This window comes from Nostoc sp. CALU 546 (assembly GCF_048836525.1).
Window position 1 is genome coordinate 1 of record NZ_JAWJTF010000094.1, and the last position, 25,448, is coordinate 25,448.

Annotated in this window: 26 protein-coding genes and 1 pseudogene; 12 read left to right on the plus strand and 15 right to left on the minus strand. The window is 44.0% G+C overall.

Annotated features, from left to right (window positions below):
• Positions 1–206 precede the first annotated feature (206 nt).
• The 12 genes and pseudogenes from RRG12_RS32330 to RRG12_RS32385 form a co-directional block, all read right to left on the minus strand.
• Positions 207–833 (minus strand): PEP-CTERM sorting domain-containing protein, encoded by a 627-nt coding sequence (locus tag RRG12_RS32330; RefSeq protein ID WP_420762006.1) that lies wholly within the window; start codon positions 831–833, stop codon positions 207–209.
• 303 nt (positions 834–1,136) lie between these two features.
• On the minus strand, positions 1,137–2,057 hold the full coding sequence (locus RRG12_RS32335; protein WP_420762007.1) for a response regulator transcription factor: 921 nt from the start codon (positions 2,055–2,057) through the stop codon (positions 1,137–1,139).
• A gap of 350 nt (positions 2,058–2,407) precedes the next feature.
• Positions 2,408–5,287: a DEAD/DEAH box helicase gene (locus tag RRG12_RS32340; protein WP_420762008.1), complete on the minus strand. Its 2,880-nt coding sequence runs from the start codon at positions 5,285–5,287 to the stop codon at positions 2,408–2,410.
• 132 nt (positions 5,288–5,419) lie between these two features.
• Positions 5,420–5,810, minus strand: a pseudogene (locus RRG12_RS32345) (type II toxin-antitoxin system VapC family toxin).
• Positions 5,807–6,046 (minus strand): hypothetical protein, encoded by a 240-nt coding sequence (locus tag RRG12_RS32350; RefSeq protein WP_190964096.1) that lies wholly within the window; start codon positions 6,044–6,046, stop codon positions 5,807–5,809. The pseudogene RRG12_RS32345 and the gene RRG12_RS32350 overlap by 4 nt, the downstream one beginning before the upstream one ends.
• 152 nt (positions 6,047–6,198) lie before the next feature.
• Positions 6,199–7,311: a ParB/RepB/Spo0J family partition protein gene (locus RRG12_RS32355; RefSeq protein ID WP_420762009.1), complete on the minus strand. Its 1,113-nt coding sequence runs from the start codon at positions 7,309–7,311 to the stop codon at positions 6,199–6,201.
• Positions 7,308–8,063 (minus strand): ParA family protein, encoded by a 756-nt coding sequence (locus tag RRG12_RS32360; RefSeq protein WP_420762010.1) that lies wholly within the window; start codon positions 8,061–8,063, stop codon positions 7,308–7,310. Before RRG12_RS32360 ends, RRG12_RS32355 begins: the two co-directional genes overlap by 4 nt.
• Before the next feature lie 150 nt (positions 8,064–8,213).
• The gene (locus RRG12_RS32365) at positions 8,214–8,336 is read right to left on the minus strand and encodes a hypothetical protein (RefSeq protein WP_258551474.1); all 123 of its coding nucleotides are present in this window, start codon (positions 8,334–8,336) and stop codon (positions 8,214–8,216) included.
• Between the two features lie 21 nt (positions 8,337–8,357).
• Complete coding sequence (locus tag RRG12_RS32370; RefSeq protein ID WP_420762011.1) at positions 8,358–9,218, minus strand: HEAT repeat domain-containing protein; 861 nt, start codon at positions 9,216–9,218, stop codon at positions 8,358–8,360.
• A gap of 279 nt (positions 9,219–9,497) precedes the next feature.
• On the minus strand, positions 9,498–11,030 hold the full coding sequence (locus RRG12_RS32375; protein WP_420762012.1) for a relaxase/mobilization nuclease domain-containing protein: 1,533 nt from the start codon (positions 11,028–11,030) through the stop codon (positions 9,498–9,500).
• Between the two features lie 2 nt (positions 11,031–11,032).
• Positions 11,033–11,437 carry a plasmid mobilization protein gene (locus RRG12_RS32380; protein ID WP_420762013.1) on the minus strand — a complete coding sequence of 135 codons (405 nt, stop codon included), beginning with the start codon at positions 11,435–11,437 and terminating at the stop codon, positions 11,033–11,035.
• Positions 11,438–11,677: 240 nt separating this feature from the next.
• Positions 11,678–11,977 (minus strand): hypothetical protein, encoded by a 300-nt coding sequence (locus RRG12_RS32385; RefSeq protein ID WP_420762014.1) that lies wholly within the window; start codon positions 11,975–11,977, stop codon positions 11,678–11,680.
• Between the two features lie 197 nt (positions 11,978–12,174).
• On the opposite strand from RRG12_RS32385, the gene RRG12_RS32390 reads away from it, so the two are divergent.
• Positions 12,175–12,477 carry a hypothetical protein gene (locus RRG12_RS32390; RefSeq protein ID WP_420762015.1) on the plus strand — a complete coding sequence of 101 codons (303 nt, stop codon included), beginning with the start codon at positions 12,175–12,177 and terminating at the stop codon, positions 12,475–12,477.
• A 336-nt stretch (positions 12,478–12,813) separates the two neighbouring features.
• Here the strand turns inward: RRG12_RS32390 and RRG12_RS32395 are convergent, their stop codons facing one another.
• The 3 genes from RRG12_RS32395 to RRG12_RS32405 all read right to left on the minus strand — a co-directional run bounded on the left by RRG12_RS32395 (position 12,814) and on the right by RRG12_RS32405 (position 17,771).
• The gene (locus RRG12_RS32395) at positions 12,814–13,614 is read right to left on the minus strand and encodes a hypothetical protein (protein WP_420762016.1); all 801 of its coding nucleotides are present in this window, start codon (positions 13,612–13,614) and stop codon (positions 12,814–12,816) included.
• A 425-nt stretch (positions 13,615–14,039) separates the two neighbouring features.
• Positions 14,040–16,976, minus strand: a complete 2,937-nt coding sequence (locus RRG12_RS32400; protein ID WP_420762017.1) for a plasmid replication protein, CyRepA1 family — start codon at positions 16,974–16,976, stop codon at positions 14,040–14,042.
• Positions 16,977–17,519: 543 nt separating this feature from the next.
• A complete protein-coding gene (locus RRG12_RS32405) occupies positions 17,520–17,771 on the minus strand; it encodes a hypothetical protein (RefSeq protein WP_045875043.1) in 252 nt (83 codons plus the stop codon).
• 223 nt (positions 17,772–17,994) lie between these two features.
• Between RRG12_RS32405 and RRG12_RS32410 the strand changes: the two genes are divergently transcribed.
• From RRG12_RS32410 to RRG12_RS32460, 11 genes are all read left to right on the plus strand, one after another.
• A complete protein-coding gene (locus tag RRG12_RS32410) occupies positions 17,995–19,110 on the plus strand; it encodes a ParM/StbA family protein (protein WP_420762018.1) in 1,116 nt (371 codons plus the stop codon).
• 3 nt (positions 19,111–19,113) lie between these two features.
• Entirely contained in the window at positions 19,114–19,347 is a 234-nt protein-coding gene (locus RRG12_RS32415) for a hypothetical protein (protein WP_420762019.1), read from the plus strand.
• Entirely contained in the window at positions 19,344–19,568 is a 225-nt protein-coding gene (locus RRG12_RS32420) for a hypothetical protein (RefSeq protein WP_420762020.1), read from the plus strand. Before RRG12_RS32415 ends, RRG12_RS32420 begins: the two co-directional genes overlap by 4 nt.
• Positions 19,565–19,801: a hypothetical protein gene (locus tag RRG12_RS32425; RefSeq protein ID WP_420762021.1), complete on the plus strand. Its 237-nt coding sequence runs from the start codon at positions 19,565–19,567 to the stop codon at positions 19,799–19,801. Before RRG12_RS32420 ends, RRG12_RS32425 begins: the two co-directional genes overlap by 4 nt.
• Positions 19,802–19,874: 73 nt before the next feature.
• On the plus strand, positions 19,875–20,141 hold the full coding sequence (locus RRG12_RS32430; RefSeq protein WP_420762022.1) for a hypothetical protein: 267 nt from the start codon (positions 19,875–19,877) through the stop codon (positions 20,139–20,141).
• Positions 20,142–20,149: 8 nt separating this feature from the next.
• Entirely contained in the window at positions 20,150–20,347 is a 198-nt protein-coding gene (locus RRG12_RS32435) for a hypothetical protein (RefSeq protein WP_420762023.1), read from the plus strand.
• Between the two features lie 96 nt (positions 20,348–20,443).
• Positions 20,444–20,746: a hypothetical protein gene (locus RRG12_RS32440; RefSeq protein ID WP_420762024.1), complete on the plus strand. Its 303-nt coding sequence runs from the start codon at positions 20,444–20,446 to the stop codon at positions 20,744–20,746.
• 13 nt (positions 20,747–20,759) lie between these two features.
• Positions 20,760–21,476 carry a hypothetical protein gene (locus RRG12_RS32445; protein WP_420762025.1) on the plus strand — a complete coding sequence of 239 codons (717 nt, stop codon included), beginning with the start codon at positions 20,760–20,762 and terminating at the stop codon, positions 21,474–21,476.
• Between the two features lie 23 nt (positions 21,477–21,499).
• Positions 21,500–22,048, plus strand: coding sequence for a hypothetical protein (locus tag RRG12_RS32450; RefSeq protein ID WP_420762026.1), 549 nt, complete (start codon positions 21,500–21,502; stop codon positions 22,046–22,048).
• Entirely contained in the window at positions 22,045–23,937 is a 1,893-nt protein-coding gene (locus RRG12_RS32455; RefSeq protein WP_420762027.1) for a hypothetical protein, read from the plus strand. The genes RRG12_RS32450 and RRG12_RS32455 overlap by 4 nt, the downstream gene beginning before the upstream one ends.
• Before the next feature lie 463 nt (positions 23,938–24,400).
• Positions 24,401–25,396 (plus strand): tyrosine-type recombinase/integrase, encoded by a 996-nt coding sequence (locus tag RRG12_RS32460; protein ID WP_420762028.1) that lies wholly within the window; start codon positions 24,401–24,403, stop codon positions 25,394–25,396.
• Positions 25,397–25,448: the final 52 nt, after the last annotated feature.

Consider the following 25,448-nt stretch of genomic DNA (forward strand, 5'->3'; position numbering starts at 1 on the left):
TACAACGTGTCCCAATTTACACGTATCCCGGCTGAACCCCGAATCCCCTTATGACTTATTCCTTCTGACTTGAAAATGCTCCTTCGATGAGTATCTATATAGATTCAGTCTCACATCGCATTTTCATGCTTGACTATGAAACTTGTTTCATCGGGACTGCCCTCTGCCTCCAGCATAAGTGCCTTCTTCAAGTCACCCCTTCAGCATCATGTTCTAGTTAATTTCCTCTTTCTTAACCAGCAACCTAGTGCCATAGTAAGAACAAAAGCAAAGACGTTAGAGGGTTCAGGGACTGTTCTGAAACCCTCGTAAAAACTTCCTATTAAAAGTGAATCGTTTCCTTGAGGATCGATAGGTGTTAAATCTCGACTAGTAATAAATCTAAGTGCAAAACTTTTACCATCTTGAATTGTTCCATTTGTTAGTTCCAGTCTTAGAGCATTGGTATCTAGTACTGGGACAGTGAAGTCAGGAGCGATATTGATATTCGTAAAAATGTTAGATAAGCCAATTTGACCATCTCCATTTACGTCTCCCCATACAAAACTATCCTCAAACTCAGGAAGTTCCGGGAACAATAGTAAGGAAAATTTATTTATTGTGTAGCCTGTTTCATTTAAAAGATTTGGTAAACCAGCATCATTAGGAGGAAAAAAAGCTAATATTGTATCAAATGGTTTAAGACCTAATGGAAATGCCTTCACATCAGGAAAATTTTCTCTCTTGCTGGTAAAAATTGGTTCTACTAAAATAGCGGCAGTAGCTGGAGTAAATGAAAGAAGAAGACTTCCTAAAGCACTTGAAATTAATAATCCAATATCTGTATTTTTCATTTGTTGGGGTTGCGAAACTATTTTTGAGAGCGTGTCAATGAACTAGTTGAAATACACTTTGATTGATGTCAGAGACAATCATTTGAGCATCAAATAAATCATGGCAGCATAAATCAAACTCTTAGTAGTTTTTGGTAATTACTCGTAGTCATTGCTTAAACTTCTGTAGCGTCAAATACTAATCATGGATCACATTCCTCTACCCAACAACGCCATATTATCTAGAATCTTGAAATGCAATCAGATGCAGAAGCTTCATGAACAAGGTAACTTTGACTATCGGTAGTCACTATTAAAGAACGCTTATGCTATATCCCCACAAGTTTTTCCAACAGAGCCACGATTAGCGCTTCGCCAGTCTCCAGGAGTCGTGCCAAAGCTGCTGCGAAAATGGCGAAAGAAGCACCACGTATAGCAATACCCTACCGAAGATGCAATGCAATCTATTGATTGATCGGTTTCTAGGAGTAGCGAACAGGCAGCCACCATCCGACGCCTGGTAATCCAACGATGCACGGTCTGCCCTGTTTTGCGTCGCACTAAATCGGTTAGGTAGGCTGCTGAGTAACCAACTGACTGTGCCACGTCACGCAAACTTATTGGTTGGTGGTAATGAGCCTCAATGAAGTCAAAGATATCGTTCAGAGGGTCAACAGACGGAAAAACTGATTTCTTGGCTGCTAGTTTCATCACCCCATGTGGGGATGTCTCCAAGTTTTGCTGAATTGACTCAGCGCTCTCTTGAAAAAGGTTGACTTGCGATTTCAAGCCGGCTGCATTCACTCTCGGTAATTTATTTACCTTTGTTGGCTTCAGAACTTGTTGTAACTCAGCAGCATAACACTGTTTGAAAAATGTTTGTTTTTCCAATCTGGCTATGATCGCTCCTAATAATTCCTCTACAGTACAGGGCTTAATGAGATAATCATCTGCCCCCAAATCCATGCCCTTGCGGATGTCAAACCGAGTGGCTTTGTTAGTGACAAAAATCAAGGGGATTGTTGCTGTAATAGGTTTTTGGCGCAATGCAGCCAAAACTCTATAACCATCAAGTTCCGGCATCATAATTTCGCTAATTATCAAATCAGGCAAGTGTTGTTGTGCCCACTGAACGCCGACAAGACCATTTTCTGCACCAATGGGGTCGAATCCTTTTTCCTTCAGACATTTGAGAAAGATGTTGCGGCTTTCTATCTCCGATTCAATCACTAAAATCTTTGCCATTGTCTTTTCCTAAGATTTAACCCCGATAATTATCCGATCAGCCTTTTCAGCTTTTCACTTGACAAAATACGTTCTCCCGTGCAAAAGCAGCGGTTCAAGTATGTATTTGGACATTAGCAGACATGATTTTTAGGGGCTATGGGGAGCATTAGCAGAAGTTGGTTGACCAAAAAGGGAACGCAAAGCTAAGTATATAGCAACTAGCAGTTTATTAGCTGCGATAACAGTAAGGCTTTTCAATCATGGACATTAAGTACAGACTATACCCGCTTCTGGTAATAGGGTATCTTCAAGGGTAGGATAAACCAAACAATATTGGCATGATTCACCAACCAATTAAACGGGTTTATTCAAGCCGCAGGCGAACGAATTTCTCCATGCTGCCGAATGTGTTCAACTAACCGCTTGGTTTCACCGCCAGCTAATTCTAGTTCCCTGAGATTACCCACCAAAATAAACAATTCCTTTGCTCTACTAACGGCAGTATTCAGCAAATTGGGTTTCCGGTTGAGGAACCAAAAACTATGCTCTTGGTGGCACTGGTAAGGAGAAAAGATGATAGCTGCTTTCTCTCCTCCCTGGAAGGTGTGAACTGTGCCAATATCATCCCAAGAAAAGTTTCGCCACCGATTAGAGAGTCGATACTTGAGCGCGTTAGCTTGCTGCGAAAACGGCGACATCACACCAATTGTCTTTGAACTACCATCAGAGCTAATAGAGTAACCATGCTTTAGCAAGGACGCAATTATAGTTTCTACAGCATCAATTTCTTCTGGATTGGTATTATGGGTGTGGCTTCCTTCAACGTGGTAAGCCAGCAGATGCTTGACCGTTGCAGTCTGCTGATCACCTGAAAGGATTTGCAGACCACCGGGATAGTTGGGACTGCAAAACTGAATAATGGGTGGGGTGCAACGGTAATGATTAGAGAGGATAATACCGTTGCCCAAGTCTGATTCTGTGCCACTAGCACCAGCAGCACGATGATAAGCGGTAGCCGTGTACTTGGCAGTAGGGGCATAGCGATAGTAGTCTTCATTCCCCATGCCACTATCCAGAAAGGCAGTCTTCAGATATTGCTTGATGGTATCGTCGCAGAGATTAATAATTGGCTCAATTTGTTGGGGGTCGCCAGCCACTACTGCCCGTTGCGATCGCACCAGCAAGGGAAATAATTGATGTACAAGAGTTGTACCTGCTTCATCCACCAGTGCCAGCTTAACGCTATTGGGTTGGAGAATTGGCAGCATATTGCGTATTGATTGCAGGCTGGAGCTAATAACAGGGAAAACCAAACTCAAGTCACGGAAGATAGCATCACTATCACTTTCCAGTTTGAGCAATGCCCCTCCGTCACCCGTCAAGACACTGCCGTAAGTTTCTAATGCTCTGATAACGCTCTCCTTGCGTCGGAGAACTTCTTGCAACAGAAACGCCCAGGCACGTTGAAACAGTTCTACCTGTAATTGGTGGTGGTCGCGGTAAAAAAGATTGTAGAAATCCCCTTGCGGGTAACTATCGATTTGTTTCTGAATTTGTTGATATTCTGCTTGTTTTAACTCTAGTTCCTTATTTAAAGCTGTTAGTTGGGTTTGAACTGAAGTTACTTGCAGGTTTTGATTCTGCCATTGTTGTGAGAAATCTAGTTTTTGGTTAACAGAAGCCTGGGCTGCGGTTAAACTAGGGTGGTCAAGGGGGGTCTGAAAAGGATGCCCTGTCGCCAAGGTGTTTAACACAGCAGCGTTGATTCGCAAAGCCAAGCGGCGAAAAATTCGTTGATCGGTAGTAGCATTAAGCCAGTTCAAGGCGCGTTTTGTGATGGAGTCAGACTCTTTTGGTAGCTCTCGTTCTGCCTGGGTTAAAGCTTCTTGTATCTGCTGGTAAGCATCAATGGGAAAATTTGCGTAATCAGACAAACTTGATAGCTGTTCTGTTAGGGCTTGTAATTCGGAATCAGTAACAGCAATCTCGTTATTGAGGGATTGGATTTCTACATCTAGTTGCGATCGCCGTTCGGTATCAGTAACTTTTTGAGCAGTATTCAAGCGGTCTTGCTCTATAAGTTTTTGAATTTCACTTTCTACTTGCAGTAGTTCAAGTTTGGCTTGTTGCCAAGCAGATTGATTAAATTCAGTCTGACGCAGCCAATCTTGGGTTGATTGTAGTTTGGGTAGAGTTTCCTTACGGATATTAGTTTGGTTGCCGCCTGGAAGATAAAACTGTTGAGCAGAAGAATTTCTAGTCAGTCGTTGTTGGAATTTTTTAACGGTGCTGTTATTAGTGCCGACAAAAAGTATTAAATTATTTGCATCATCTTCACCACGAACAAGTCGTAACGCCCGATCCACTACTTGCTGTGCTACGAGATGCAGAAATACTTCTGTTTTTCCAGTTCCGGGTGGCCCACAAACAGCAGTTAGTAAGTTCTCTTGGGCGTGTTTCAGGACAGAGGCTTGAAATTCATCAGGCGCATGGTCAGGGAAAGCCCCCCAGAACATCACCTCATCTCTGGGTAATTGTGGCTGACCACAAAGGTACTGCATAGCTGGGTGAGTTTCAGTTAACCATTCGCTATTACAGTTTGGTTGTTGAAGTTCCTTAAGGATTTCTTGTATGTCTTGCTTTAGAAGGGCATTGTAAGGTGTAAAGTCGCAGCGTAGCAAATAAGGTTGTCGAGAGGTTTTGTACTTGACTTCGGGTAAGTCTACCAGTTCTAGAAAGTCTCGAAGCGTTGGGAATCTTCCTTTAAATGTATCTTCTAAAAATTTTCCAATTCCTGACGCAACAATCAGTGATTCGGCTTGCTCCTCCTCTAGCCCGTACAGCCGCATCAAATTAACAACTACTGGCTGAAACTCGTACTCAGTCAAGTCCCAGCCAGTTTTGCGGTAATTACCTTTGAATATGGGTGAAATATCAATTGTAAACAGAGGCAGGTATTTCAGCCTTTGCTCTTTCCCCTTGCCGTTGATTATATAAATTTGTGGGAAAGCAACAGCCATCTGAACATCATTTTTGTTCCCTCTTTTAGCTGCTTGTTGCTGTTGCTGGAATTGCGTAAATACTTCGCTATCTAACAGTAACTTGTTGCCAACAAGCTGCACTCCCTTATCTACTACTTTTGAATAGATATCTGAAGAACGCTCGACCTCGGCTTGAGTCAGTTCTTCTAACCTGATGTAGCCTAACCAAGCTTGTACTATCTGGATAAGTTTTTCTGACTCTAGCATAGGAACACTTGTGGGAGCGACTGTACTACTGGCACTCTGACTAACTTAATATTTTTTGTCGTTTGTCGCAAACATACCGCAGTAGTCAGCAGTTTTCCACAAAATTTTTAACAATTATAATTGCTCAGAACGTTATGAAAGCGTTACCACACCAGAATAGTTAAGGATTTTCGCGTCAACAGTTAACAAAGGACACCCATAATTTCTGGCTGTAGCTACAATAATTTGGTCAAAAGGGTCGCTATGAAATCCGCTTAATTGAGTTGAATCAACCACTATCGGCAGGGTTAAATTTAATAGCTGTACTCCGGGATAAGCCAAAGCTGTTTCCAACCATTCATTAACTGAACAAGAAAAAACCAGCCGATTTTTTTCTACTAATTTGGCGACCTCCCAACAAGAAACAATACTTACTCCTAAACCCTGAGATTGATATTCTTCTATCCAAGAGCGATACTTTGTAGTTAGTTTCGAGTTATCATCAACCCACCTTTCCCCAGATATGGGTATCAAGTACGATCATTGCAAAACTTCCCAATCTGACAAGGCAACGGGTTCTGTTGGATCATCGTAACGGATTACTTTACCGCGCATTGGATAAAGATTTGTTTCTGGTTGGCTAGGCGCTGCTCCTTGAAGTTGTGGAGTTTTAGCTGACAGAATAATCACCTCCACAGCATCCCCCGCATGAAAAGGTAAGCCCCGTAGCATCAAAGTTCCATCTTCTGTTAAAACAGCTTCTATTTTGTGAGCTTCCATCTTACAACTCCTATTTGTTAATGGAGAAAAAGAGAAACGGATCTTACTTTCTCTAGTTTTTTTATTATGGCACTTTGGCTCCCCTGACTTTTTAGCCGTAACTTGCGTAAGTCATGATTTCGAGAGAACTGGGGAGCAGTAGCAACTTGAGCTTACTCAACGTTTGTCAGCGTCTCCAGTTGTGCAAGTAGTTTTTCTATTTGCTTGCGCTTCTTAGGATCTGACCAAATACGCGACTTTCTTAGTTTGGTAGTCGCAGCAGTAAAGCGCTCTTTATAATCGTTCGACTCGGTGTTTGCGGTAGAGGCTGGGGTTTTCTTCTCAATAATACGCTGTCTGATTTCACTTAAAGACCAGTTGTTGGCAAGAGCTTGTTCTAAAAAGGCAATGCGCTCATCTAATTTCTGAATCTGGGCGATGGCTTTGGCTTTGGTGTACTCAAGTGAGCCTTCCCTTAGCGCATCAAGGATATCTTCTGGGAGGTTGAGCAAGGGTAGACGGTTCTTAACGAAAGATTCCCAGGTCATTAACCCTAAGCCTTCAAACACTCCTTCAACGATTTTGAGGTCTTGGTTTACAGCAGGCTCATGATTAAGGGCTGAATCATCCGTTTCGGTTTCGCCCATAACGTTATGGGTAGATAATTCAATATCACCTTCATCGTCGCTGATAGCGTTATTGGTAGAATCATTTTCAACTCCGCCCATAACGTTATGGGTAGGTTCAACACTATCAACAACGGGTTCGCCCATAACGTTATGGGTAACTGTAGATGCTTTGTTCTGTAGGCGTTGTAGGCGATACAGGAATGGCGGTATCTCCTCAACGCTTCGACCTAGTTTGAGAGACAGCAGTTGCAGGATACCTTCAGTTTCTTCAACTGGGTTGAGGTCTTCTCGAAGTAAGTTTTCTATAAGTGCAAATTGAAAAGCTGCGTTGTCGTCTAACTCTCTAATGACGACGGGGACAACTTTTAGCCCAATACTTAAGGCAGCACGATAGCGGCGTTCTCCTGCGACTAATTCGTGTTTCTCTCCATCAAGAGGGCGTACCAACAAGGGTTGCAAGATGCCATGCTGTTTGATGGATTCAGTTAACTGCTTTAATGCTTCAGAATCAAAGTAACGGCGTGGTTGATTCGGCGGCAGAGAAATCTGGTCTAATGGGATGGACACTTGAGAATCGGCATTATTGATGCCTGTAGTGTCCCAAGGTACTTCAATTTTGCTTTTAAGGGGCTGGCTGGCTTTAGTAGTGCGTCTCATTTTAAGGATTCTAAACTAACGGCTATTTTTTTCAAGATTTGGACAGATGGGTGCTTTGGTTCGTAAACTGCAAGGGGCATTCGTTCTTCTGAAGCATCAACAAAAGCAGTGGAGCGAGGAATGGGCGCAAAGACAGTTCCGGCGCTGGCTAGTTGTTCGGTGATAGCTGCTAGGGTACGAGTGTCCTGGGAGTTACGGGCATCGTATTTTGTCGGCACAAATCCGGCAATTTGCAATTTACGGTTGGGTTTGTTGCGTACTGTAGCAACCGTTTTTAGTAATTCGCCTGTTCCCTCAAAGGCTTTGAAATGGGTTTCCAGAGGAACGAGAACATGAGTAGCAGCTACAAGGGAGATGTAAGACAGTAGCCCTAAGCTGGGAGGGCAATCTATGAGGATGAAATCGTAATTATCTTGGATTGGCTCAATGGCTTCTTTCAGGCGGAAATCGCGCATGGAAGCACTAACCAATTGCATTTCTGCCGTACTGAGAGAGATATTGGCTGGGGCTAAATCCATGCCGTGAATACCCTCATGAATTGGCAGGGGTTGTTCATCAACAATGGCATTGTTGACAGTTTGCTCTATGTCTCTTGGAACCAAGCCCATAAAGATAGTTAAGCTGGCTTGGGGGTCTATGTCGATGAGCAGAACGCGATGACCCAATTGTGCTATTTGGTAGCCCAGGTTTTGGGTAAGGGTGGTTTTGGCAACACCTCCCGCCTGATTAAAAACTGCGATGATTCGGCTCATAAGTGAGTTAGTTTACCTGCCCCGTTACAATTAAAGATAACTGGTGATGGGGCAATCGGTACTGTTTATTTAGGGATAGGGTAATTTTCACCACCAATATACAATTCATCCGCAGTTAAATCTCTAATTACAGCGATTGCTGATTTTTGCTCAAGCTTGTGCAAAGAAGGCATAATCATCAAAACTAAACCGAATATTGCTGACTATATCTAAGATTTTTTCATGCTCGTTTATTGCCACTGCTTCAGGCGGCAACAGGGGAGTGAGCGGCATATTAGGATCATCATCTCCAGTTTAGGAGCCATTCGATTTTAAATTTCGCTGTCTTCGGGCTTCTCTCTTCTGCTGGGCTTTTTTTTGCCTCTCATGATCTGCTTCGTTTTTTTCCTTAGTAACAGTCTCTTGTGCTGGTTGGTGTGAGCCAGTTGGAGCTATGGATTTAGGTGGCTGACTCTTCTTACTTGATAAGCCAAATCTTTTCTGTACATCATCCCAATCGCCTACCACCTCATCATCAACGCACTCAGCTTTAAAGGCTTGCTCAATCAAAGGTAAAGAATTTATTGCATTGAGGTCAGTCAGCGCCCAAATGATATGAGCATTTAATTCAGGACTATTTTCTTCAAAAGATTCTAGTTGGAAAGACAGAACAGCAACACATTGTGCGTGATGCTCTGGATATACTGCGGTAATTCTTTTAATGGTAACAATAGCTTGAACTCGCCAACTTTCCTCATGAGAGTCATCGGCAAGATAAGCAGCGAGTGCTGGAATTGCGCTTAAACCAATCAGGCTTAAAACATCTGTTAAATCTTCAGCTAAAACGAATAATACTTCATTATCAAAAGCATCATCCATTTTAGGAAATAAGCTAATCAATGGCTCAATTGCTGATGATGCGCGGAGTTGTCCTAATGCCCGAACTGCATGAATCGGTGCGTATTCTAATAAACTGTCTTCACCAAAAAAATCATTTTCATCATCCGGTATATTGTATAAATCCTCATCCGTTGCCATACGGATCAACTCAGGAATATCCTCGGCAGTGATGCCTAATTCCTGATAGTCAGGCCATTCATCTGGGGATAATTGTCCAGTTCCTGGCTGATAGTCAAGTAATTGATTAACAGGAGATGAGTAACTATTTCTTGGCATAAAATATCTAAGTCAATTTTTTACTGGAGTTTGGACAACCTTTTTGATTGCACTTTACTCTTAACAGTTAATTAACCCCAATTACAACCACATCAGGGGGAATACTGCACTACGGTAACGAGCGTTTTTGTTGCAAGGCATCTCTGTTAAACTGCAACGCACTACTTACTTTAAGCGGGTTTTGGAGTGTATGCCGGCGACTGTTTTAGCTGCTTCACCAGAAAGCTAGTTCCGGCATAGCTCCAAAACCTGCAACAAGTCAAGGGCGATTCTTTAAGGTCACAAGCTAAAACCACGGTCAAGCTGTTTCTGCTTTTCTTGCTCCTCCCTCAGATGAGCTTCTAATTCCTGACTCCAATCAGGATTATGGGTTTTGAGCCTTTTACCCTGTGGCAACAATTCCAATACTGCACTAGCTGCGTTATTACCTTGCTCATCATTATTGAATGCTACGACAACCCTATTGAAACTCTTGAGAAATTCCATAGGTAGGTTATCCGGGTCATCAGCTACTATCAACATGGTTCTAGTTGGTGGTAGCCCTTTGCAGCTTGAGATCAGGTAAGTGGCTGCTGACATTGCATCAATTGGTGTAGAACACAGAAAGACGTTTTCTACCTTGTCCGTTGGTTGCCCTCCTAATCTCAGATAAAACCAACCATAAGGTGTAGAGGTGTTTTGGTCGTACTCCACAGTGCGATGATTTTCTCTAGGCTTTGACCAAATTAATGCGCCAGTTTTTTCACCATCTAAATCACGTTTGATAAACAAAATATTTCGTTGCTCATCCATGTAAAGCAACTGATTATTATGTAATCCTTGCACAATATAATCTGGTATATAGCGTTTCTCGTCCAAATACTTGTGCAACACTTGCCAAACAACTTTATCCTCTGGTGGTGGAGTGAACTGGGGCTGTTGCTGTTTGCGTTCAATAAGAAGAAGAAACTTTTCTAACTGCTCAACTGGGAGTGGTTTAACAGGTTTGAGCAGCAATTCGTTAATCGGCTCATCATCACGTTCTGGTTGGTAGTCAATGCCACGATGTTTTTGCAGGCCAGGGAAGGTATAGGCAGGCCCCAAAGATGTACCGCTAAATTTCTGGTCATTCCATGAGTAAGAGATGCCTTTACTCTTACCGTTGCGTGTTAGCCCATGACGCACCTCAATACCCAACAGTTGCAATCGTTCCATCAGTTGGGGCATGGTCGGTTTATCTACTGTGGCGCGGTCGATTAATTCAATTAGTTGGGTTTTGATTGGCTGTTGTGGCGGCGTGTTTCTCTCACCCTGCTCATACTCCAATTGTTCTCTTTCAACTCGTCGCTGTTGCCCTACGCTGGGGGCGCGGTTCAGTTTCTCCTTACTATTGAGGGTCTGCTGTAACCCATATTCTAGTTCTAGCTGACGAATGATTTTTTCTGAGCGCACATACTCCCAGCTATCGCGGGTAATCTTGCCGTCATCCAAACTGATTCTACTAACGCAAATATGTATATGGTCGTGGTTGCGATCGCTGTGGCGGTAGATGGCATATTGGTTGGCTGTATAACCCATTGCATTCACGTACTTGTCGGCAATCTCGCACCAAGTATCATTGTCAAGCTGTTCACCTGGGCTTAGTGAAAGCGAAACATGGTGAACTACTTTTTCTGCTTCTGGATTAAGTTGTCGAGACAGTCGGAATTCTCTGGCTAATTCTCTGGCATTTGTGCCAAACATATTGCCGCCAATTAAGGATGACTCCTCTTTGTTTTCAAGATAGTCAAGGAGTCCGCGAAAGCTTTTACCTTTGGTTTGGTTGCCAATCATTTTTACTCCCAGTCTTCCGAATCACCATCAGATTCTATGTCATCGTCATCAGTAATTTCAGTTTCGATTTGGGACAGTTCCCGACCAATTTGTTGTAAGAGTTTTTGTAACTGTTTTAGTTGTTCTGGATCTGCTGGTGGTCGCAGTCCCATTTTAATAGCTGTGTTAGTAGCTCTAGTGAGTTGATTAATATTGTTGCCGATGCGGACTAATTCTCTATAAGTTGACAGAGTTATTTTGCTCAGTCGTTTGGGCAGTGGTTTTAGTAAAACACTGCGTCTGGTTAATTCAGCTATGCTTAGTCCCGCGTCTTGTGCTTTGAGCTTAATCATCTCGTGTTCGATTGCGTTGACACGAGCTTCTAATGTCTTAGTACGAAGCAGGTTTTTTGACAGTTTCGGGCGCATAACTGTGGGAGGTATGAGAGGGGGTATCCAAAGGGGGAAACTTCCCACTTTGGCAAGCCTGTCGTCCGAGCGTAGCGAGGTTTGCCGTAGGCAAAAGGCACGGCTTGCTTCTAGCCCAAATACGGGGGAGACGAGGTGTCGTGTACTACCTATATATGGAGGGCACAGCAGGGGGCTGAAGGCGGGAGTACAACGGCGTAGCCGTACTGCTGATCATCCTACAACTTACAAAGGGATATATCAACGGCGTAGCCGGAATTTGATAAAATCAAGCAGTTGGTAAATTCTGGTTTGGCGTAGCCACAATAGAGGAGATAAAAACGGCGTAGCCGCTATATGAAAATTCTCTGATTCAGCGAAGCTACCGCACAAAATAATAGTTCGGCGTAGCCGTAATACGAAAAGATAATTCAGCGTAGCTGTAATAGTCAGCTTTTTTAGCATTAGCTTGAATAAGAATACCAGCGAAGCTGCCACACTAAAAACTATAAGGCGTAGCCGTAATACGAAAAGGTAATTCGGCGTAGCCGCAATAGTCAATTTTTTTGAGTATTTTGAATCAGATTTTTTCAAATAGCCGATAATTATCAGTTAATCGGTATTCATGAGTAACCATGAGTGAGCATCAGAATTCAGAAGTAATCACGAAAGAGAAGATTGATAAGGCCATCAATCTACTGAAGGAATAGAAGCCAAAAGAGCGAGAGTCTGTATCAGATAGAGACGCAGTTCGCAAAATGAGACGGTACATTGAGAAGCTGACCTCTAATAAGTACGGCTACAGTTATGATGAAGTATCGGAGATGCTCTTGGGTCTTGGTATTAATTTGACTGGTAGCAGAATCAAATATTTAATCGGTGAGTTGAAGAAAAGCAGTCGTCGCCGTAATCAGGCATCTGATAACGGCGATAGTAGTATGTCAGTTCAGGGGGCTACTGAAAATCAGCAAGAAGTTACAGCCAGCAGCGAAGCTGAAGAAACACCTGTAAAAAGTACTCTAGGCAAGAGCAAAAAACAACAGCCAGCAGCGCAGGAGTAATCGGATAAATCAGACCCACAGAGTCAACCAAACCAGTCAGGCTTTGTAGCCAAACTTTACAGGGACGAAAATTTATAAGCTGGTTGAATTATGAGTAAAACAGGGATTCTCAACACAAACACAGCAGCACTTAATAAAATTAATAAAAGAATAGTGCTGTGTAGCATACAGACACTACTGAGTACTTCTGAAGTTATTTCAGAAATATTTTAGTGAAAGTTGGGACAGATATAGCGGTAGGATGTCCCACCACTACAAAGCTTATGATTGCGTTGGTTGATACAACCTGCAAATGTTGTAGGTTGTATCAACCAACGCACCTTAGAATTCAAGCTACTACAAATTGATTGTTGTTTTCTTATGATGTTTGCGTTTTAGTAATGCTGTCGCACCCCAAACACTAATTGCCAGTGTACCCAACGCTGCCGAAGGTTCGGGGACAGAGACCATCTCAGATTTAAATGTAAATTTTGTTACTAAACCTATTGTGTCTTCTCCTTGAGCAGTAGCAGAGTTAGGATCTAAACTCCATTGACGTGATACGGAATTGGAATCTCCGTTAGCAGTATCGAGATTCCCTTGAGCATCAAAAGACTGATTCGTACTACCTCCAACAAAATTTTTCACATCAAGTAATAAATTACCTTTAGTTGGATCATATAAAAATGGATTTTGTAGATCGATAACAATGTCAAAATTTTTGGGGCCAGATGCTGGGCCTTCATCGGCACTGGAAAGTGATAAAGCTCCACTGAAAACTGTAATGTTGTCTACCCCGACATTATCTGCAAAGGTATTGCTCAAATTATCAGGTGCGCTCGTTGTCGTGGAAAGGTTAATTAAGATATTAGGAAGTGTTGATGAGAAAGCATCGCCGAAATCCGCATCAGGACGAAAGGCAATTTGGCTAATTAGTTGAGGTTCAGACAGGGATGCAAATTCGGAAGCACCAAAAACTTGCTGATACCGACCCTGAAAATCTAAGCTGAATGGCCAACTGTTGTTGATATTACCCTCTGTAGCTTCTACTTCATTAGGAACAATAATTGCTGCCTGTGCCACTCCTCCTGCGGCTAGGGCAACAATTGCAGAGCTGGCAACAGCCATTGAGATTTTTTTGATCACAGTTGCAACCATAATACTCCTCCTTACTTTACTATTGGGGATATATAAGTAAAAATACTTATAGTTTTACTCTACATTACGCTGGTTGTATTTGAGGAGGTAAGCGGGGCAGATTTGTCTAGAAAAGAAGCAACGATTATTAGTCGCCATGCCATCAAGCCGCAGTAGCCTAGATAAAATATTGGAGGTTAATGGGTCAATGAACATTGGCCTGTGTGGATCGTCCAGTAAATTTGTTTATCTATTTAATTACCGTTAGTGGACGGAACCGAAAACAGGCATTTTGGGACGAATGGTAGTCCTAACTGCCACATTATTAAGCTTGCCAACGCTTGTTAATGGTACGAAAGTCGCAACTATTCCATGAGGCAACTAAGCTGTAGGTAAAAGCTACAACTGGCACAGTATTTTGATAGATTTACAGTTAAGGATTCCGGTTAAGCTAGGGCTTTCTCTTTAGCCAGCCAGTTCTGGAAAATTTGCTCACGTCCATCGTCAGCCTCAACCACACGATAAACTCGTTGGCGATCGCCTGTCCCATCACGACAGATGTATTTCAATTTCAGCCCTATCTTCTTCAGCAATCGCCTTAAGATAACGATGGGGCTGTCATTGTCATTGAGGGTAATATCCAGAACGGTTTTCACCTGCCACTTCACGCTCAAGGCATTGTTAGCCATCTGTACTAGGTCAGCATCAGTTCCCCGGAATTCGCGTTCGCCCTTGATGAATTGGGGGATGTTGAACAGTTCCAAGGCATGAATTACTAAACCCAGTTGACCGCCGTTAAAGTCTGGTAGCCAAGCACTTTTACAAGCAAGCATCTTTTCACCCAGTTTGCGATCGCGGTCAGCAACAAACGCTCTGCCTAAGCTCAGGTAAAAATGCAGTCTCAGTTGTGGGTAATAACCTTGATCGTCTTTTTTGACGAGTTCCGAGGTAACATCCACACCGTAACGCTGTTCTAGCTTATATTTGCGCTCAATGTGGCGCTCAGTGGTCGTTTTAGCCCGTTGTTGTTGCAGCGCCTCATATTTGGCAGCAGTCATCGCAGTTGTATCGGCAGCAGTTATATCCTGACATTCGCCGTTGTAAACTTCATTTGTTTGGGCGGTGATTTCGTTGTTTAACTTTTTGCGAATTTTGTTGTCATGGACATCGACAATGTTATGGCCTTCGTTGCCTAATTCCTCTAGCACAGTGTCGCGGTAATGAATCATACCCGCATTGATGCGACAGGCCATTTTGCCAAAAACGTTTAAGGCAGTGCGGTTAATGTTGATTTCATCGCCGTCAATAATCAATGAAGCATTTTGTAGCAGCTTCAAGTTAGCTTGAAAGCGTTTATGCTCACAGGCTAATAGGGATTTGAGGTTAATTGCTCCGTTGCCAATCTTTCCTAAGCCATGACTGGCTACCCAAAGATGACGCGGTATCGCCTCTCGGACACGGGCTAAGGCTTGGCGAGTGGCATTTTCTGGTGCTACTCCCCGGAAGCATCCCCAAACACTGGTAAAATGCCCCCAAATGTCAATGCTGACCCCTGTACCGATGGATGGGGAGGCCAGCACAATGTCATATTCCAGCAGTACTTTGTTTAATCTCGATATGCAGTTGTAAGCTTCGTGTTGCGGGTCGGCAATCGTTTCGGAGTCAATACGAAGTATTTTGCGATCGGGAAATTGTTTCTTGAACCTCGCTTCTAAGACTTTGGTTCCCCATTTGGATTTAGCTTTTTGGCAATCAACGGCAATAAAGGGCTTACCCCCGGTTTTGATGTGGGCTTCCAGAGCAGCTAACCAATTAACCGGGGTAGTTTGTTTGTAGTGGTAGATGTTCCAGGGTTGACCCTTCCAGTTGTTGACCACCACCCAAGGGGTAACGTTGGTTTCTGCTAGACCCATAACCATTTCTGGTGATAAATCAGATAAGTCAGCATCAGCCAGGATAACTTTACCCCGTCCAGGGGCGAAGGCATTTTTGAATAACTGGGAAAGTTGGTTGAGGACTTCCACTCGATGCTTCTTGACTTCAGTGTTGGCAGAGAGCAAGTGCCAGATTACCTGTTCAGATTCGTCAATGATTACTAAGGGTTCTTTCCAGTGGGCAGCGTTAAATCTGGCTTGACCGTTGGGGTGTAAACTGTCTACACACAGCGCAAAACCGAGTAAAACTCCTGTTTCGCTGTTTCTGACTTCGGTGATGTAGGGGATGCCTACCCTGTCAGCGATCGCTTGGGCTAACTGTACTCTGTGCGATAAGAGGATAACGGGTTGACCGTTAGCGATCGCCTCAGCAACGATCGCGGCAAATGACTCGGTTTTACCAGAACCTTTAACGGATTTGAGCAAAATCAGTTTAGCGGTTTCCGGGATGGTCAATGCTCCCAGGTAACGCTGATTGAGGACGAGTGCCGCCTCAATTGAGAGTCGGCTGTACTCTTTGACCTGCCATTTTTCTTTTGTCAGTGCTAGTTTTATGATTTCATCAGTAACAGCTGGCCCCCTAGCGGCGATTAAGTCATCAATGCCTTTTTCGGGGTAACTCCACTGTGTCACTAGGACTTGACAGCCGCAGGCAGTTAACAGTTTAGCGGTTTGGCTAATGGCAATATTCACCCGTTGAACCGTTTCTGGTTTGGTGTCGTGGTCAAAGCAAATGATGAATTTACGTCCAAGGGTGGCGAAGTGTTGCAACTCTGGAATTAGATGTAAATTACCTGTGGGCTGTCCAAATTCATCTTTGGGATTGCGGTAGCCACTGTTTATCCCAGGAAGGGCGATCGCTGCATAGCCTAAAGTAAGCAATGCCCCTGCTTTTTTAGCACCCTCACAAATCACAACTGAGATGTTGTACTTCCATACCCAATGCCAGAAGCCTAATGCCCTATCTTCATCGCTAATGGTCAAGTCATATCGTGCGGCCACACTCTCCCAGATGTGATCTGGTACTGCCAGGAAGAATGCCCGTGTTGGCACTCTTAGGGGATGTTCATACTTGATGAATTTAAGAACTTTGTTCAGGTCGCGCCTGGGGCGATCGGGCTTCATGCCGCCCCACATCATGGGGCTATAATCGTTAAGCGGGTCAACGCCACTGCACCACCAGTTATTACCTTCTATGTGGCGATACTTCTTGAGTACCCCGTCTCTGAGTCGTCCATCGTTACGGCGGGGGACGTTTTGACCATAGAACAGGTAATCGTAGGCGGCAGTACCCGATACGGAAATGACGTTTAGCGCAATAATTCCAGGGTCAACAGCACTGGCTAACCATTCATTCCAATGGTGCGCTTCTATGTCAGAGGGACGGGATATGATCTCGTCCCTCTGTGTAACTTCAATTTTTTGAAGTCCACAGTTACTATTTTTCACAGCTTTTTCCCTCAAATACGTTGTTTTTCAGTATTTGGAGGGGTTATCGCGCTGCCATACCTTATATCTACAGAAATCGCTGTATTACTCGAATTTTGCCCAATTTTGGCTTTGAAAACAAAGATTTGATGACTTTTTTAGCCAAAATCTGCCAACAGAAGCACATGAAAGTTGCCACAGCTATCGATATAATAGTGTGAAGGCAGCACGGACTAAATCTCATTTCCAATCAGTGGTTTCTAGTGCCAACTTTTCTTCCACTGCTTTGGTTTGTTTGAGATCCCCTCTCCTGCTCCAGTAAATAGAATATGAGTTTAAATCTCGGATAAAGCGTCACTACCTAGTAGTGGCGCTTTTGTCCATTTATCTTTTGATACTGTTGTATATTTACCTCCGTTGTACGCTTCATTTCAGTACTTGCCTGATCTTACAGAACAATCGAACGCTTGACATCCAACTTCAATACGAATTATCCGTAACGTTACTTAACAAGTCTGCTTGTTGGTGGTTGTACGTTGGGGTGGTAATCTTCTGGAGTTTCAGTCATATATTGCCCTTAGTTTTCTTGGTTTTCTCTTCAGGCTTGCTTCCTTCTGAGTTAGTCCTTCCGCCCTCTATTTCATCAAGATATTTTTGCAATGCCTTTTCTACCACTTCTGAAATAGTAGTTTCTGTAGATGCAACAAAAACACGAAGCCTTCGGGCTAAGTCTCTCTTGACCAGTCCTGTAACACGAGAATAATCAGGGTTTTCTCTCCTGCCCAAATCATCAGTCTCAATAGTTTGCTCTACCATTCTCCCACGATATTTTTAAAACATTTTTTCGTTCACCCGTTATAACGGGTGAACGTTAGTCTATAATATCATCATCAAGCCAAAAAACGCCACCCAACAAAGGCAACAGAAGCCAGAAAGTGATGCTTGGGCTTGCCCCCTACTGGATATGTGGATTTAAAGCGATTTAGCCTCTAAATTCTCCAAATCCAGGAAAATCAAGACTTTAACAATTATCAGAACCATGACAGCTATATATTCCAATGCCAAAAACTGGCTAGTTCAAGCAGACTTGTTAGCCAAATCAGGGCTAACTGACCTGATCGCTGGGAAAGACTCAGGTGCAGGGTATGGCAAAGCAATCATCGGTGATTTTTCGATCATGATGCCAGCCGTATACTCACTTGTTCGCAACCGAAACATCATGCACCACGAAACCATCTCAAAAGATGGCTGCTGGGTGCGGCATGTAGAAGGAACACGGCTTGATTTAAAAGACGTTCAATTCTTTTGGGGCAGTGCGGCTCTAGCTCAAAGTGACCACACCCTACTGCATGACGACAAAGCCAAAAAAGCAGAACTGGCACTAGAAAGCATTCTTGCAGACTTAGCAGTTCTGAATATTCCCGATGGGGTCAAACTTTCGATTAGTTTGAGCAACCACAACCCCGAACGCTGGGGCCAAGAGATTAAACGCCGAGTCGAAGGGACTCACACCTTTGAACATCTGCACCCTGTAACTCGTTCCATTGTCACCAAGACAGTTGACATCGTGGTGACAGGCATTTATCCCGAAGGTTTTGGAAGCATTGCCCACTGTTTATTCGGTGAAGCATCCCTAGTACTTGACCCGTCAGAATTAGCGATCGCACTCGATATTGGTTCATCGACTTGGTTGATTACCGTGTTTAACGGCAGTGGTGCAGTGATTGACAGACACCTGATAGAGGGTGGAGCCGGTGAACTGCACAGCATGATTGCCGAATCTCTCGACAAACGAAACGACCGAGTGAGCTTGCTGTCCAAGGATGTGAAGCACTCACCCAGTTTGGTGAACCAGGGGATTCTTGAAGGCACTTTCACATACGGCGGCAACCACCTGACAGGTAAGAAGTTCGAGGCAGAGTACAGCCAATGTCTAGATCAGTGGTGGAGTAACAGGATTGAGAAATTCGCCAACTTTGTGACTGCTGGTAATTATCTAGACCGTGCTAAATACCTTGTCGCCTGGGGTGGGGGTGTTTCCTTGCCAGTGGTGGATCAGAACCTAGCCGGTTTAGGCTTTGTGATTTTGAACAATCCCCAATTCATCAATGCTTTGGGGTTGAAACTATTAACTCAAATATCAATTGGAGCTTAGTTAATGAATTACGAATCTCGGCGTATAACCATCTCCTACTTAGCAGTAATTGAATTGTGCAAGATTTTTGATTTACCTCAAGATGCACCAACACAAGCATTATCAGCAGGTGTAGAGAAGCTGATTTTTCAACATGGCAATGTACAACCATCGCCCAAACCCGAAACAGCAACATCTACACAGCCCAATAAATCGGCACTTAGCGCAATGGTCACTAATTTCAAGGGGGCAGCATGACCAAATCCAGATTTAGAAACACGGTTTTAGGCATTGGTGCAACAGCAGCAGCGATCGCAGTTGGCTACTTCGGAGTGCAGCAGCTTGGCAGAAACAATATGTTCACCATCGCCGCAGCTGTCGGGGGTGGAGGGGCTATCAGCTATGTACTTCAAAAACCGAACCAGCCAGAAGCCCCAACCGCACCGATAAAAGCTCAAAGGAAAGGAAGGAAGTCATGAGCGACCAAGACACCGTGCAGACACAGCCAAGCCTAACAACAACCGAAATCATGACCATCATCCTCGGTTGCGAACAAACTCTTAGGTTTGTGCAAGCATCACCAAATTACAAACAAATCGAAGCCTCCGAGCGGTTCAGTACATCGAATGACCTGCGTCTGGGTGATGCGATTCAAGCACTTTTAGAGATTCACGAAGCAATCCTAAATATCGAGTTCTACTCTCAAGTTTGAGTCAGCAAATGTTAGAAACAACAACTTTAATGCGTAATCCTTTGTACTCTTTCCGAGTCTTTAAGAGGCAGCAATGAATAATCTAAGCAGAGTCTACGATTCAACTCTACTAAGCAATTCCAAGGTTTACCAGATTGATAGAACACTCTACCAGTACCTCTTTAAAACAGGCACAATCCAGCATCCAAAGTACCATTTTCGCCCTCTATCTGGACAACGAAAGAAGGCTGATTTATTGCTCAATCACAAGGCTTTAACTACTCGCTGTTATGAAGTCACAGGTATGAGTACCAATGCAAGAGTCATCAGCCAAGAATCACTGCAATTATCAATTTTTTGAGGTGAATTATGAATACTCAACCACTGCCAGAATTGATTGCACAAGCCCAACAATTAGTAACCCAAATTCGGCAGCATCCACAATATCTTGGCTTACGTTTTGATTGCGATGTCACCCTTGGGGATGTTACCCAGTTTTTCAATAATCTGCAATGGTCAGCCACAGCTTCAACTGTTGATGTTTCAAGAGAAGGATTTTTTCAGTGATGGGGAGAGCGATTGCAATGATTGGCCGTCGGTGCAATCGCCCTACCAATGTGTCTACCGCCGCATAACGATAAACGACATAAGGATTGTAGCAACATGAGTAAACCAATAGGATATTTCACGTCAGCAATGCCTGGAGATGGTTCGTACCTGGATGAGCTTCAGCAACGGTACGGCAGCACATTTGAACAACTGAGCAAGATAGAAAAACTGTTGCTATTGCATGGGGTAGTTCAAAACCTGTTGAGTGCAGAGATAAATCTCCAAGGCAGTTCAGTAGCGGCGGCGGCTGTTTCAACAGTTTCTCTTATTGCCCAGAGTATCAATAAAAAGGTGACTTTAGGCGAACACTTGGGACTAGCAGAGGCATTGATTAATCAACTAAAATACCAACGCTAAGGAGTGGAGCGCAATGGACTTTGCAATACGTAATCCGGTACTTGGTCATGCAAGCCACATTGACGAGAAAGCGCAATCTTGGGGAGGATTTGAGTCTGATATTCTGGGCTATCTTTCGGATATAAATAAGCTCGAACAGTTTGCCGACTATGCGAATAATGCCCAAGAATTGAGTGATAGATTAGAACCATTTCTGGACAATGCCAAGGTCGTCTTTGAGGCGATGGAGAAGCTAACAAAAGGCCAGGTTACTTGGACTGAACTTCGTAAACAATACGGCTCTCATGTTGCGGGTGCTATCGCCAAAATTCGCAAACTCAACTCCGAGTTTGATTCAGAGATGAGTAAGATAGATGCCCAAGATAGAGCCGACTTGTTGCGAATTGACCAAAAGCGTAAACACGCATTAACCGAAGTTGCAGCCCAATTACACCACGATTTGCAAGCGGAATTGTGGAGACATGAAAACAAGGTAAGCGGCATAGAAAATAAGCAAGTTGTGCAAGCCGAAAGGCAAGCAATCACAACAGGGCTGAGAGAGAAACGCCAACAACTTTTAGCCCGTGCGCGGTATGGCTCAAGGGCATTAGAACCCAATCAAACACCCCAAGAAGTGATACCGGTTACTAGCCAAAATCATGCACCTGCGTCTAGTGTTTCAGCAACAGGAACAGTTCGCGGTTGGGGTGCAATGTTGGGTAACTTGTGGAACAAGCTGGGCGAAAGATAACTATTAGTTAAAAGGTAAGGCTGATGCTAGTAAGGAAACGAAATGAAGATCCTCATAGCGTCAGCCCTTTTTTGCATGAAGGGCTGGCACAAACACCATCACAACATCAGCAGCATCAACAACCAGAACAACCACCACTACTGCCAGAAAATAACCGGGGTAGAACATTTAGACGTGCTGGTAATGCTTGTGAAATTGTGGCTGGCAGTTGTTTAAATTCGGCAGTGATTTTCACCTTTCATCTATTGCAAGTTCACCCAGTTGGAATGTTCCTTGCTGTGGGTACTGCACACCTGTATTTTACTGCCACTGCAACAGGTGAAGGATTTAATAATTTCGTCACTAATTTAATGACTGGTTGCAGTGCATCGTTAGCGTTGTTATGTGCCCTCAATGAACCGATTAGTGAATGGAATGAAGCGAGAACTTCTACACAAACAGCTAATACTTCAATTGAGTCGGTTTATAAGCCAAAAACTGCTGAATCTTCAAGTTGGATGGATGGTGCAGGATTGGGCATATTTCTAGCGATATTAATGTTTTTTCTATTTGGTGGTAGGAGAGGTAAATGAATTATTTAACCGACAAACATAAACAGTTATCTGAGTCACAGCAATCGGGTTTAATGTTGTGGTTCGGACAGTTGCCGATGGATAAAAAAGCTGTTGCAATTGGGCTAAGTTTAACTGTGGGTATTAGCTCGGCTGCGATGGCGTGGAAAGGGGAATCAAGCGACCGCATTTATTTCTGCGTTCGGACTCCCCAAAGCTACCTAATTTGTCAAGACAAGAATAACCGACCTTTTAGGATGACCCCCTATTATTGGCAACAGTGGCAGTTAGAAGGAATGCCGCGCCAAGTAGTGCGTAACCCAGCTATGGGCGTTAATGGGTTAGTGAAGGCGACTAACCCATACAAACCGTTTTGGGCGTTTGGAGGATTCCTGGGGTTTGCGCTAGCTGGGTGGATGCTGCGGCACTGCCAATCGGAAGAGAAGCAGAGAGCAGTTTTTGAAGACATCGCCCAAAAACGTGATGCGGCGAAAGCAGAGATGGCCGCACGTTCCGAGTTGTTAGAGAGTTACCGAGATGTTGCGATCGCAGAAGTCCAACTACAAGCCGACTTGGATCTAATCGCCAACGATCGCACTGTGGATATCCAAAAAGCCGAGATTTACGCCCACACGGAAATTGAAGTCACGCAAATGGAGGCATCCGACGCTATTTTTGAAGCGCAAACGGCGGGGATGACTGAGCAACAGAAGGCGGAGTACATTAAGCAGCTACGTGAGATGAAAACGCCTTACTTACAAGGTAGCCAGACTCTACAGGGGACGATTGACCCCAATGATAAGGTTACTGGTTCTGAGTCAACAGCGCTCGCTGATGGTGACAAATATCGGTGGATCAACAACACCATCGGCTACCCCACTTTAATATTTGGTGGCATGGGTGCGGGTAAGTCGTGGACTACTAGAGAAATTATTTGGAAGAAAGTACAAGCTGGCTGGAACATCGTAGCGCTTGACCCTCACGGCACACAGGTCGAATGGCGAGGTGTGCGGCTGATTACTGGCTACAAAGAAATAGCCGATTTCATGCAATGGTACATGGATGAAATGCGCCAGCGCTATGAAGATTACCGCAAGAGTGGATTAACAGAGGAGCAGTGGACAGAACGGTTAAGAAATAGCGGCAAGATGCTATCAGTTATCTGTGAAGAATTTACCACCTGGACAGATAACATAGTTGAGCCAATGCCCTCAGATTGTGAGGATGAAAAATGGAAGCCCGACCCTGATTTTATTGGTAAATGGTTTCGCTGTGCCATGACCGAATCTCGTAAACAATTAATGATTCCTTTGTTTGTAGCTCACGACCGCACGATGGAAATCTTAGCCAAAGCCAAAGGATTATCAAAACTTCGAGATGCGGCACTGTTGGAAGTAGAACTAATCGCAACTATTGACCCAATCACCACAGAAGCTAAAGCTAGCGGTCAGGGCAAGATTAAATTACCTGGGCATGGGCAATGGATTGATATTGAACTGCCTAAACTCGACCACAAGCGAATTGATTTTAGGCTTGATGAATCCTTTCAAGCTGATGCTCAAAGCAACACCAGTCATGTAGACCCCAAACTTTCAACCGATCACAAAACAGCAGAGCGCATCTGGCAACTGGAATTTAATTTAGAAAAGCCCCCAGCAGACTCTAGCCCTACCCCATCCCTAACACCTGTTGCCCAATCCCTGCTGCAATACCTCCAACGCACCGGAAGAACATCGGCAGTCATACAGGAGATACAGCCAAACTTTAAGGTAAAAGGTCAACGGTTCAGTTCGGAGGAATTGAAGCGACTGTTTAATGAGTTGGTTGAGAACAGTCTGGCCGTCTGGCTAGATGCTAATACCATCGAAATCAGCGATTTTCAGACAGACGGACAGGACGGACAGAATTAGACAGAATCCTTATGCAGCAAGGGACAGACAAGACAGACAACCAGACAGAAACTAGACAGTAGACAGAGCGCCCTCGGCATTGCACTGGGGGGTTTATTATTAGGAGCCTACCTCTTGATATCAGGATTGATATCAATGCCTTACCTAGAGAGCATCTCGGTGAGGCAATTGAATTTGAGTGGGAGAGTCCGATTACCTTAATAGGCTTTCAGTACAACCGTTGACTATTACCTGTTGGAATAATAACTACGCTGACTGGTTGCCTTGGAGATTTGGCAGATAATGAGTGTGCAAATAACTACATCTTGCACGTAGAACAGCCCAGATCAACCCAAGCCTACCCATAATGAAGTCAAAATTTGTTTGTGTGTTCATGATCTTGGATAAATGTGGTTTTTCTAGTTGTATTGTGAGAGGAGGTGACGGACGTTAACGAAAAGTCGCATTGTCATTAACGGAAAAAATGAATAAGTTAAGTACATATACTGAAAGTTCTCTGACTCAAGTTGCCAGTCAGCTCCTTGCGTCAAATGATTTTTTGGCGGAGTTGCAGCAGAAGGCTAAGACGACGCAACGGGGGTATGCTGGCAATATACGGATATTTTTTGAGTATTTTTTGCAAAGGGAACCGACCCAAAAAGATGTCTCTGAGTTCTGGGGGTTGGATGACCAGACGGCTAACGGGTTAATCCTCAAGTTTAAGAATCATTTGGTGGCATCGGGTAGGAAGGCGGCGACGATTAATCGGTACTTGTCCGCCCTCAAGTATTTAATTAAGGTGGGACGGAACCTCAAGCACTGCCGATATCACTTTGATAGCGACCGCATTGAGTCTTTAAAGGTCACTAAGTACAGGGATACGCGGGGTGTTGTAGTTGATGAGTACAACAAAGTTTTTGATGTAATTGATACCACTTGCACTAAGGGAAAGCGGGATTATGCTTTATTTCTGCTGCTTTGGGCAAATGTTTTGCGGCGGGGGGAGGTGGCGAAGTTAATGGTGGGAGATTTTGATTACCACGATTTGACTTTAACTGTTTACGGCAAGGGTAAGGGCAATGATTCTACTAGGATTGACTTAAACCCAGAAGTTGCAGAGGCGGTTAGCGACTGGCTGGGCTGTCGTACAAATATTAAACCCAGCGATCCTTTGTTTATCGCGCTGGACTTCCACAATTATGGACACCAACTCACCGGGGATGGCATCTACGCCATTGTGAGAAAAACCTGTGAACGTGCTGGCATAACTAAGCGGATGACACCCCATAAAATCAGGCATTCGGGGATTACCGAGGCGCTGGATTTGGCGTCAGGTGACTACCGGAAGGTGCAGCATTTGAGCCGTCATGCTGACCCCAGGACTATTTTGGTTTACGAGGACAATAAGAATCAGTATCAGTTGGAGTTAACTAATAAATTAGCAGCCCGTGTTGGGAAAAGGCGCAATCATCCCAAGTAGAGATGCTTTTTGACTTGAAAATCCCCAAAAAAGGTTGTTTTTGCTGTGCCAA

What these genes read in the sequence shown, in the direction of transcription:
- RRG12_RS32420 (WP_420762020.1), top strand. Translation starts at nt 19,344, where the DNA reads ATGACCAAATCCAGATTTAGAAACACGGTTTTAGGCATTGGTGCAACA.
- RRG12_RS32340 (WP_420762008.1), bottom strand. Translation starts at nt 5,287, where the DNA reads ATGCTAGAGTCAGAAAAACTTATCCAGATAGTACAAGCTTGGTTAGGC.
- RRG12_RS32445 (WP_420762025.1), top strand. Translation starts at nt 20,760, where the DNA reads ATGGACTTTGCAATACGTAATCCGGTACTTGGTCATGCAAGCCACATT.
- RRG12_RS32440 (WP_420762024.1), top strand. Translation starts at nt 20,444, where the DNA reads ATGAGTAAACCAATAGGATATTTCACGTCAGCAATGCCTGGAGATGGT.
- RRG12_RS32395 (WP_420762016.1), bottom strand. Translation starts at nt 13,614, where the DNA reads ATGGTTGCAACTGTGATCAAAAAAATCTCAATGGCTGTTGCCAGCTCT.
- RRG12_RS32335 (WP_420762007.1), bottom strand. Translation starts at nt 2,057, where the DNA reads ATGGCAAAGATTTTAGTGATTGAATCGGAGATAGAAAGCCGCAACATC.
- RRG12_RS32355 (WP_420762009.1), bottom strand. Translation starts at nt 7,311, where the DNA reads ATGAGACGCACTACTAAAGCCAGCCAGCCCCTTAAAAGCAAAATTGAA.
- RRG12_RS32430 (WP_420762022.1), top strand. Translation starts at nt 19,875, where the DNA reads ATGAATAATCTAAGCAGAGTCTACGATTCAACTCTACTAAGCAATTCC.
- RRG12_RS32350 (WP_190964096.1), bottom strand. Translation starts at nt 6,046, where the DNA reads ATGGAAGCTCACAAAATAGAAGCTGTTTTAACAGAAGATGGAACTTTG.
- RRG12_RS32365 (WP_258551474.1), bottom strand. Translation starts at nt 8,336, where the DNA reads ATGCCGCTCACTCCCCTGTTGCCGCCTGAAGCAGTGGCAATAAACGAG.
- RRG12_RS32460 (WP_420762028.1), top strand. Translation starts at nt 24,401, where the DNA reads ATGAATAAGTTAAGTACATATACTGAAAGTTCTCTGACTCAAGTTGCC.
- RRG12_RS32360 (WP_420762010.1), bottom strand. Translation starts at nt 8,063, where the DNA reads ATGAGCCGAATCATCGCAGTTTTTAATCAGGCGGGAGGTGTTGCCAAA.
- RRG12_RS32425 (WP_420762021.1), top strand. Translation starts at nt 19,565, where the DNA reads ATGAGCGACCAAGACACCGTGCAGACACAGCCAAGCCTAACAACAACC.
- RRG12_RS32455 (WP_420762027.1), top strand. Translation starts at nt 22,045, where the DNA reads ATGAATTATTTAACCGACAAACATAAACAGTTATCTGAGTCACAGCAA.
- RRG12_RS32450 (WP_420762026.1), top strand. Translation starts at nt 21,500, where the DNA reads ATGCTAGTAAGGAAACGAAATGAAGATCCTCATAGCGTCAGCCCTTTT.
- RRG12_RS32410 (WP_420762018.1), top strand. Translation starts at nt 17,995, where the DNA reads ATGACAGCTATATATTCCAATGCCAAAAACTGGCTAGTTCAAGCAGAC.
- RRG12_RS32380 (WP_420762013.1), bottom strand. Translation starts at nt 11,437, where the DNA reads ATGCGCCCGAAACTGTCAAAAAACCTGCTTCGTACTAAGACATTAGAA.
- RRG12_RS32435 (WP_420762023.1), top strand. Translation starts at nt 20,150, where the DNA reads ATGAATACTCAACCACTGCCAGAATTGATTGCACAAGCCCAACAATTA.
- RRG12_RS32390 (WP_420762015.1), top strand. Translation starts at nt 12,175, where the DNA reads ATGAGACGGTACATTGAGAAGCTGACCTCTAATAAGTACGGCTACAGT.
- RRG12_RS32405 (WP_045875043.1), bottom strand. Translation starts at nt 17,771, where the DNA reads ATGGTAGAGCAAACTATTGAGACTGATGATTTGGGCAGGAGAGAAAAC.
- RRG12_RS32330 (WP_420762006.1), bottom strand. Translation starts at nt 833, where the DNA reads ATGAAAAATACAGATATTGGATTATTAATTTCAAGTGCTTTAGGAAGT.
- RRG12_RS32415 (WP_420762019.1), top strand. Translation starts at nt 19,114, where the DNA reads ATGAATTACGAATCTCGGCGTATAACCATCTCCTACTTAGCAGTAATT.
- RRG12_RS32375 (WP_420762012.1), bottom strand. Translation starts at nt 11,030, where the DNA reads ATGATTGGCAACCAAACCAAAGGTAAAAGCTTTCGCGGACTCCTTGAC.
- RRG12_RS32370 (WP_420762011.1), bottom strand. Translation starts at nt 9,218, where the DNA reads ATGCCAAGAAATAGTTACTCATCTCCTGTTAATCAATTACTTGACTAT.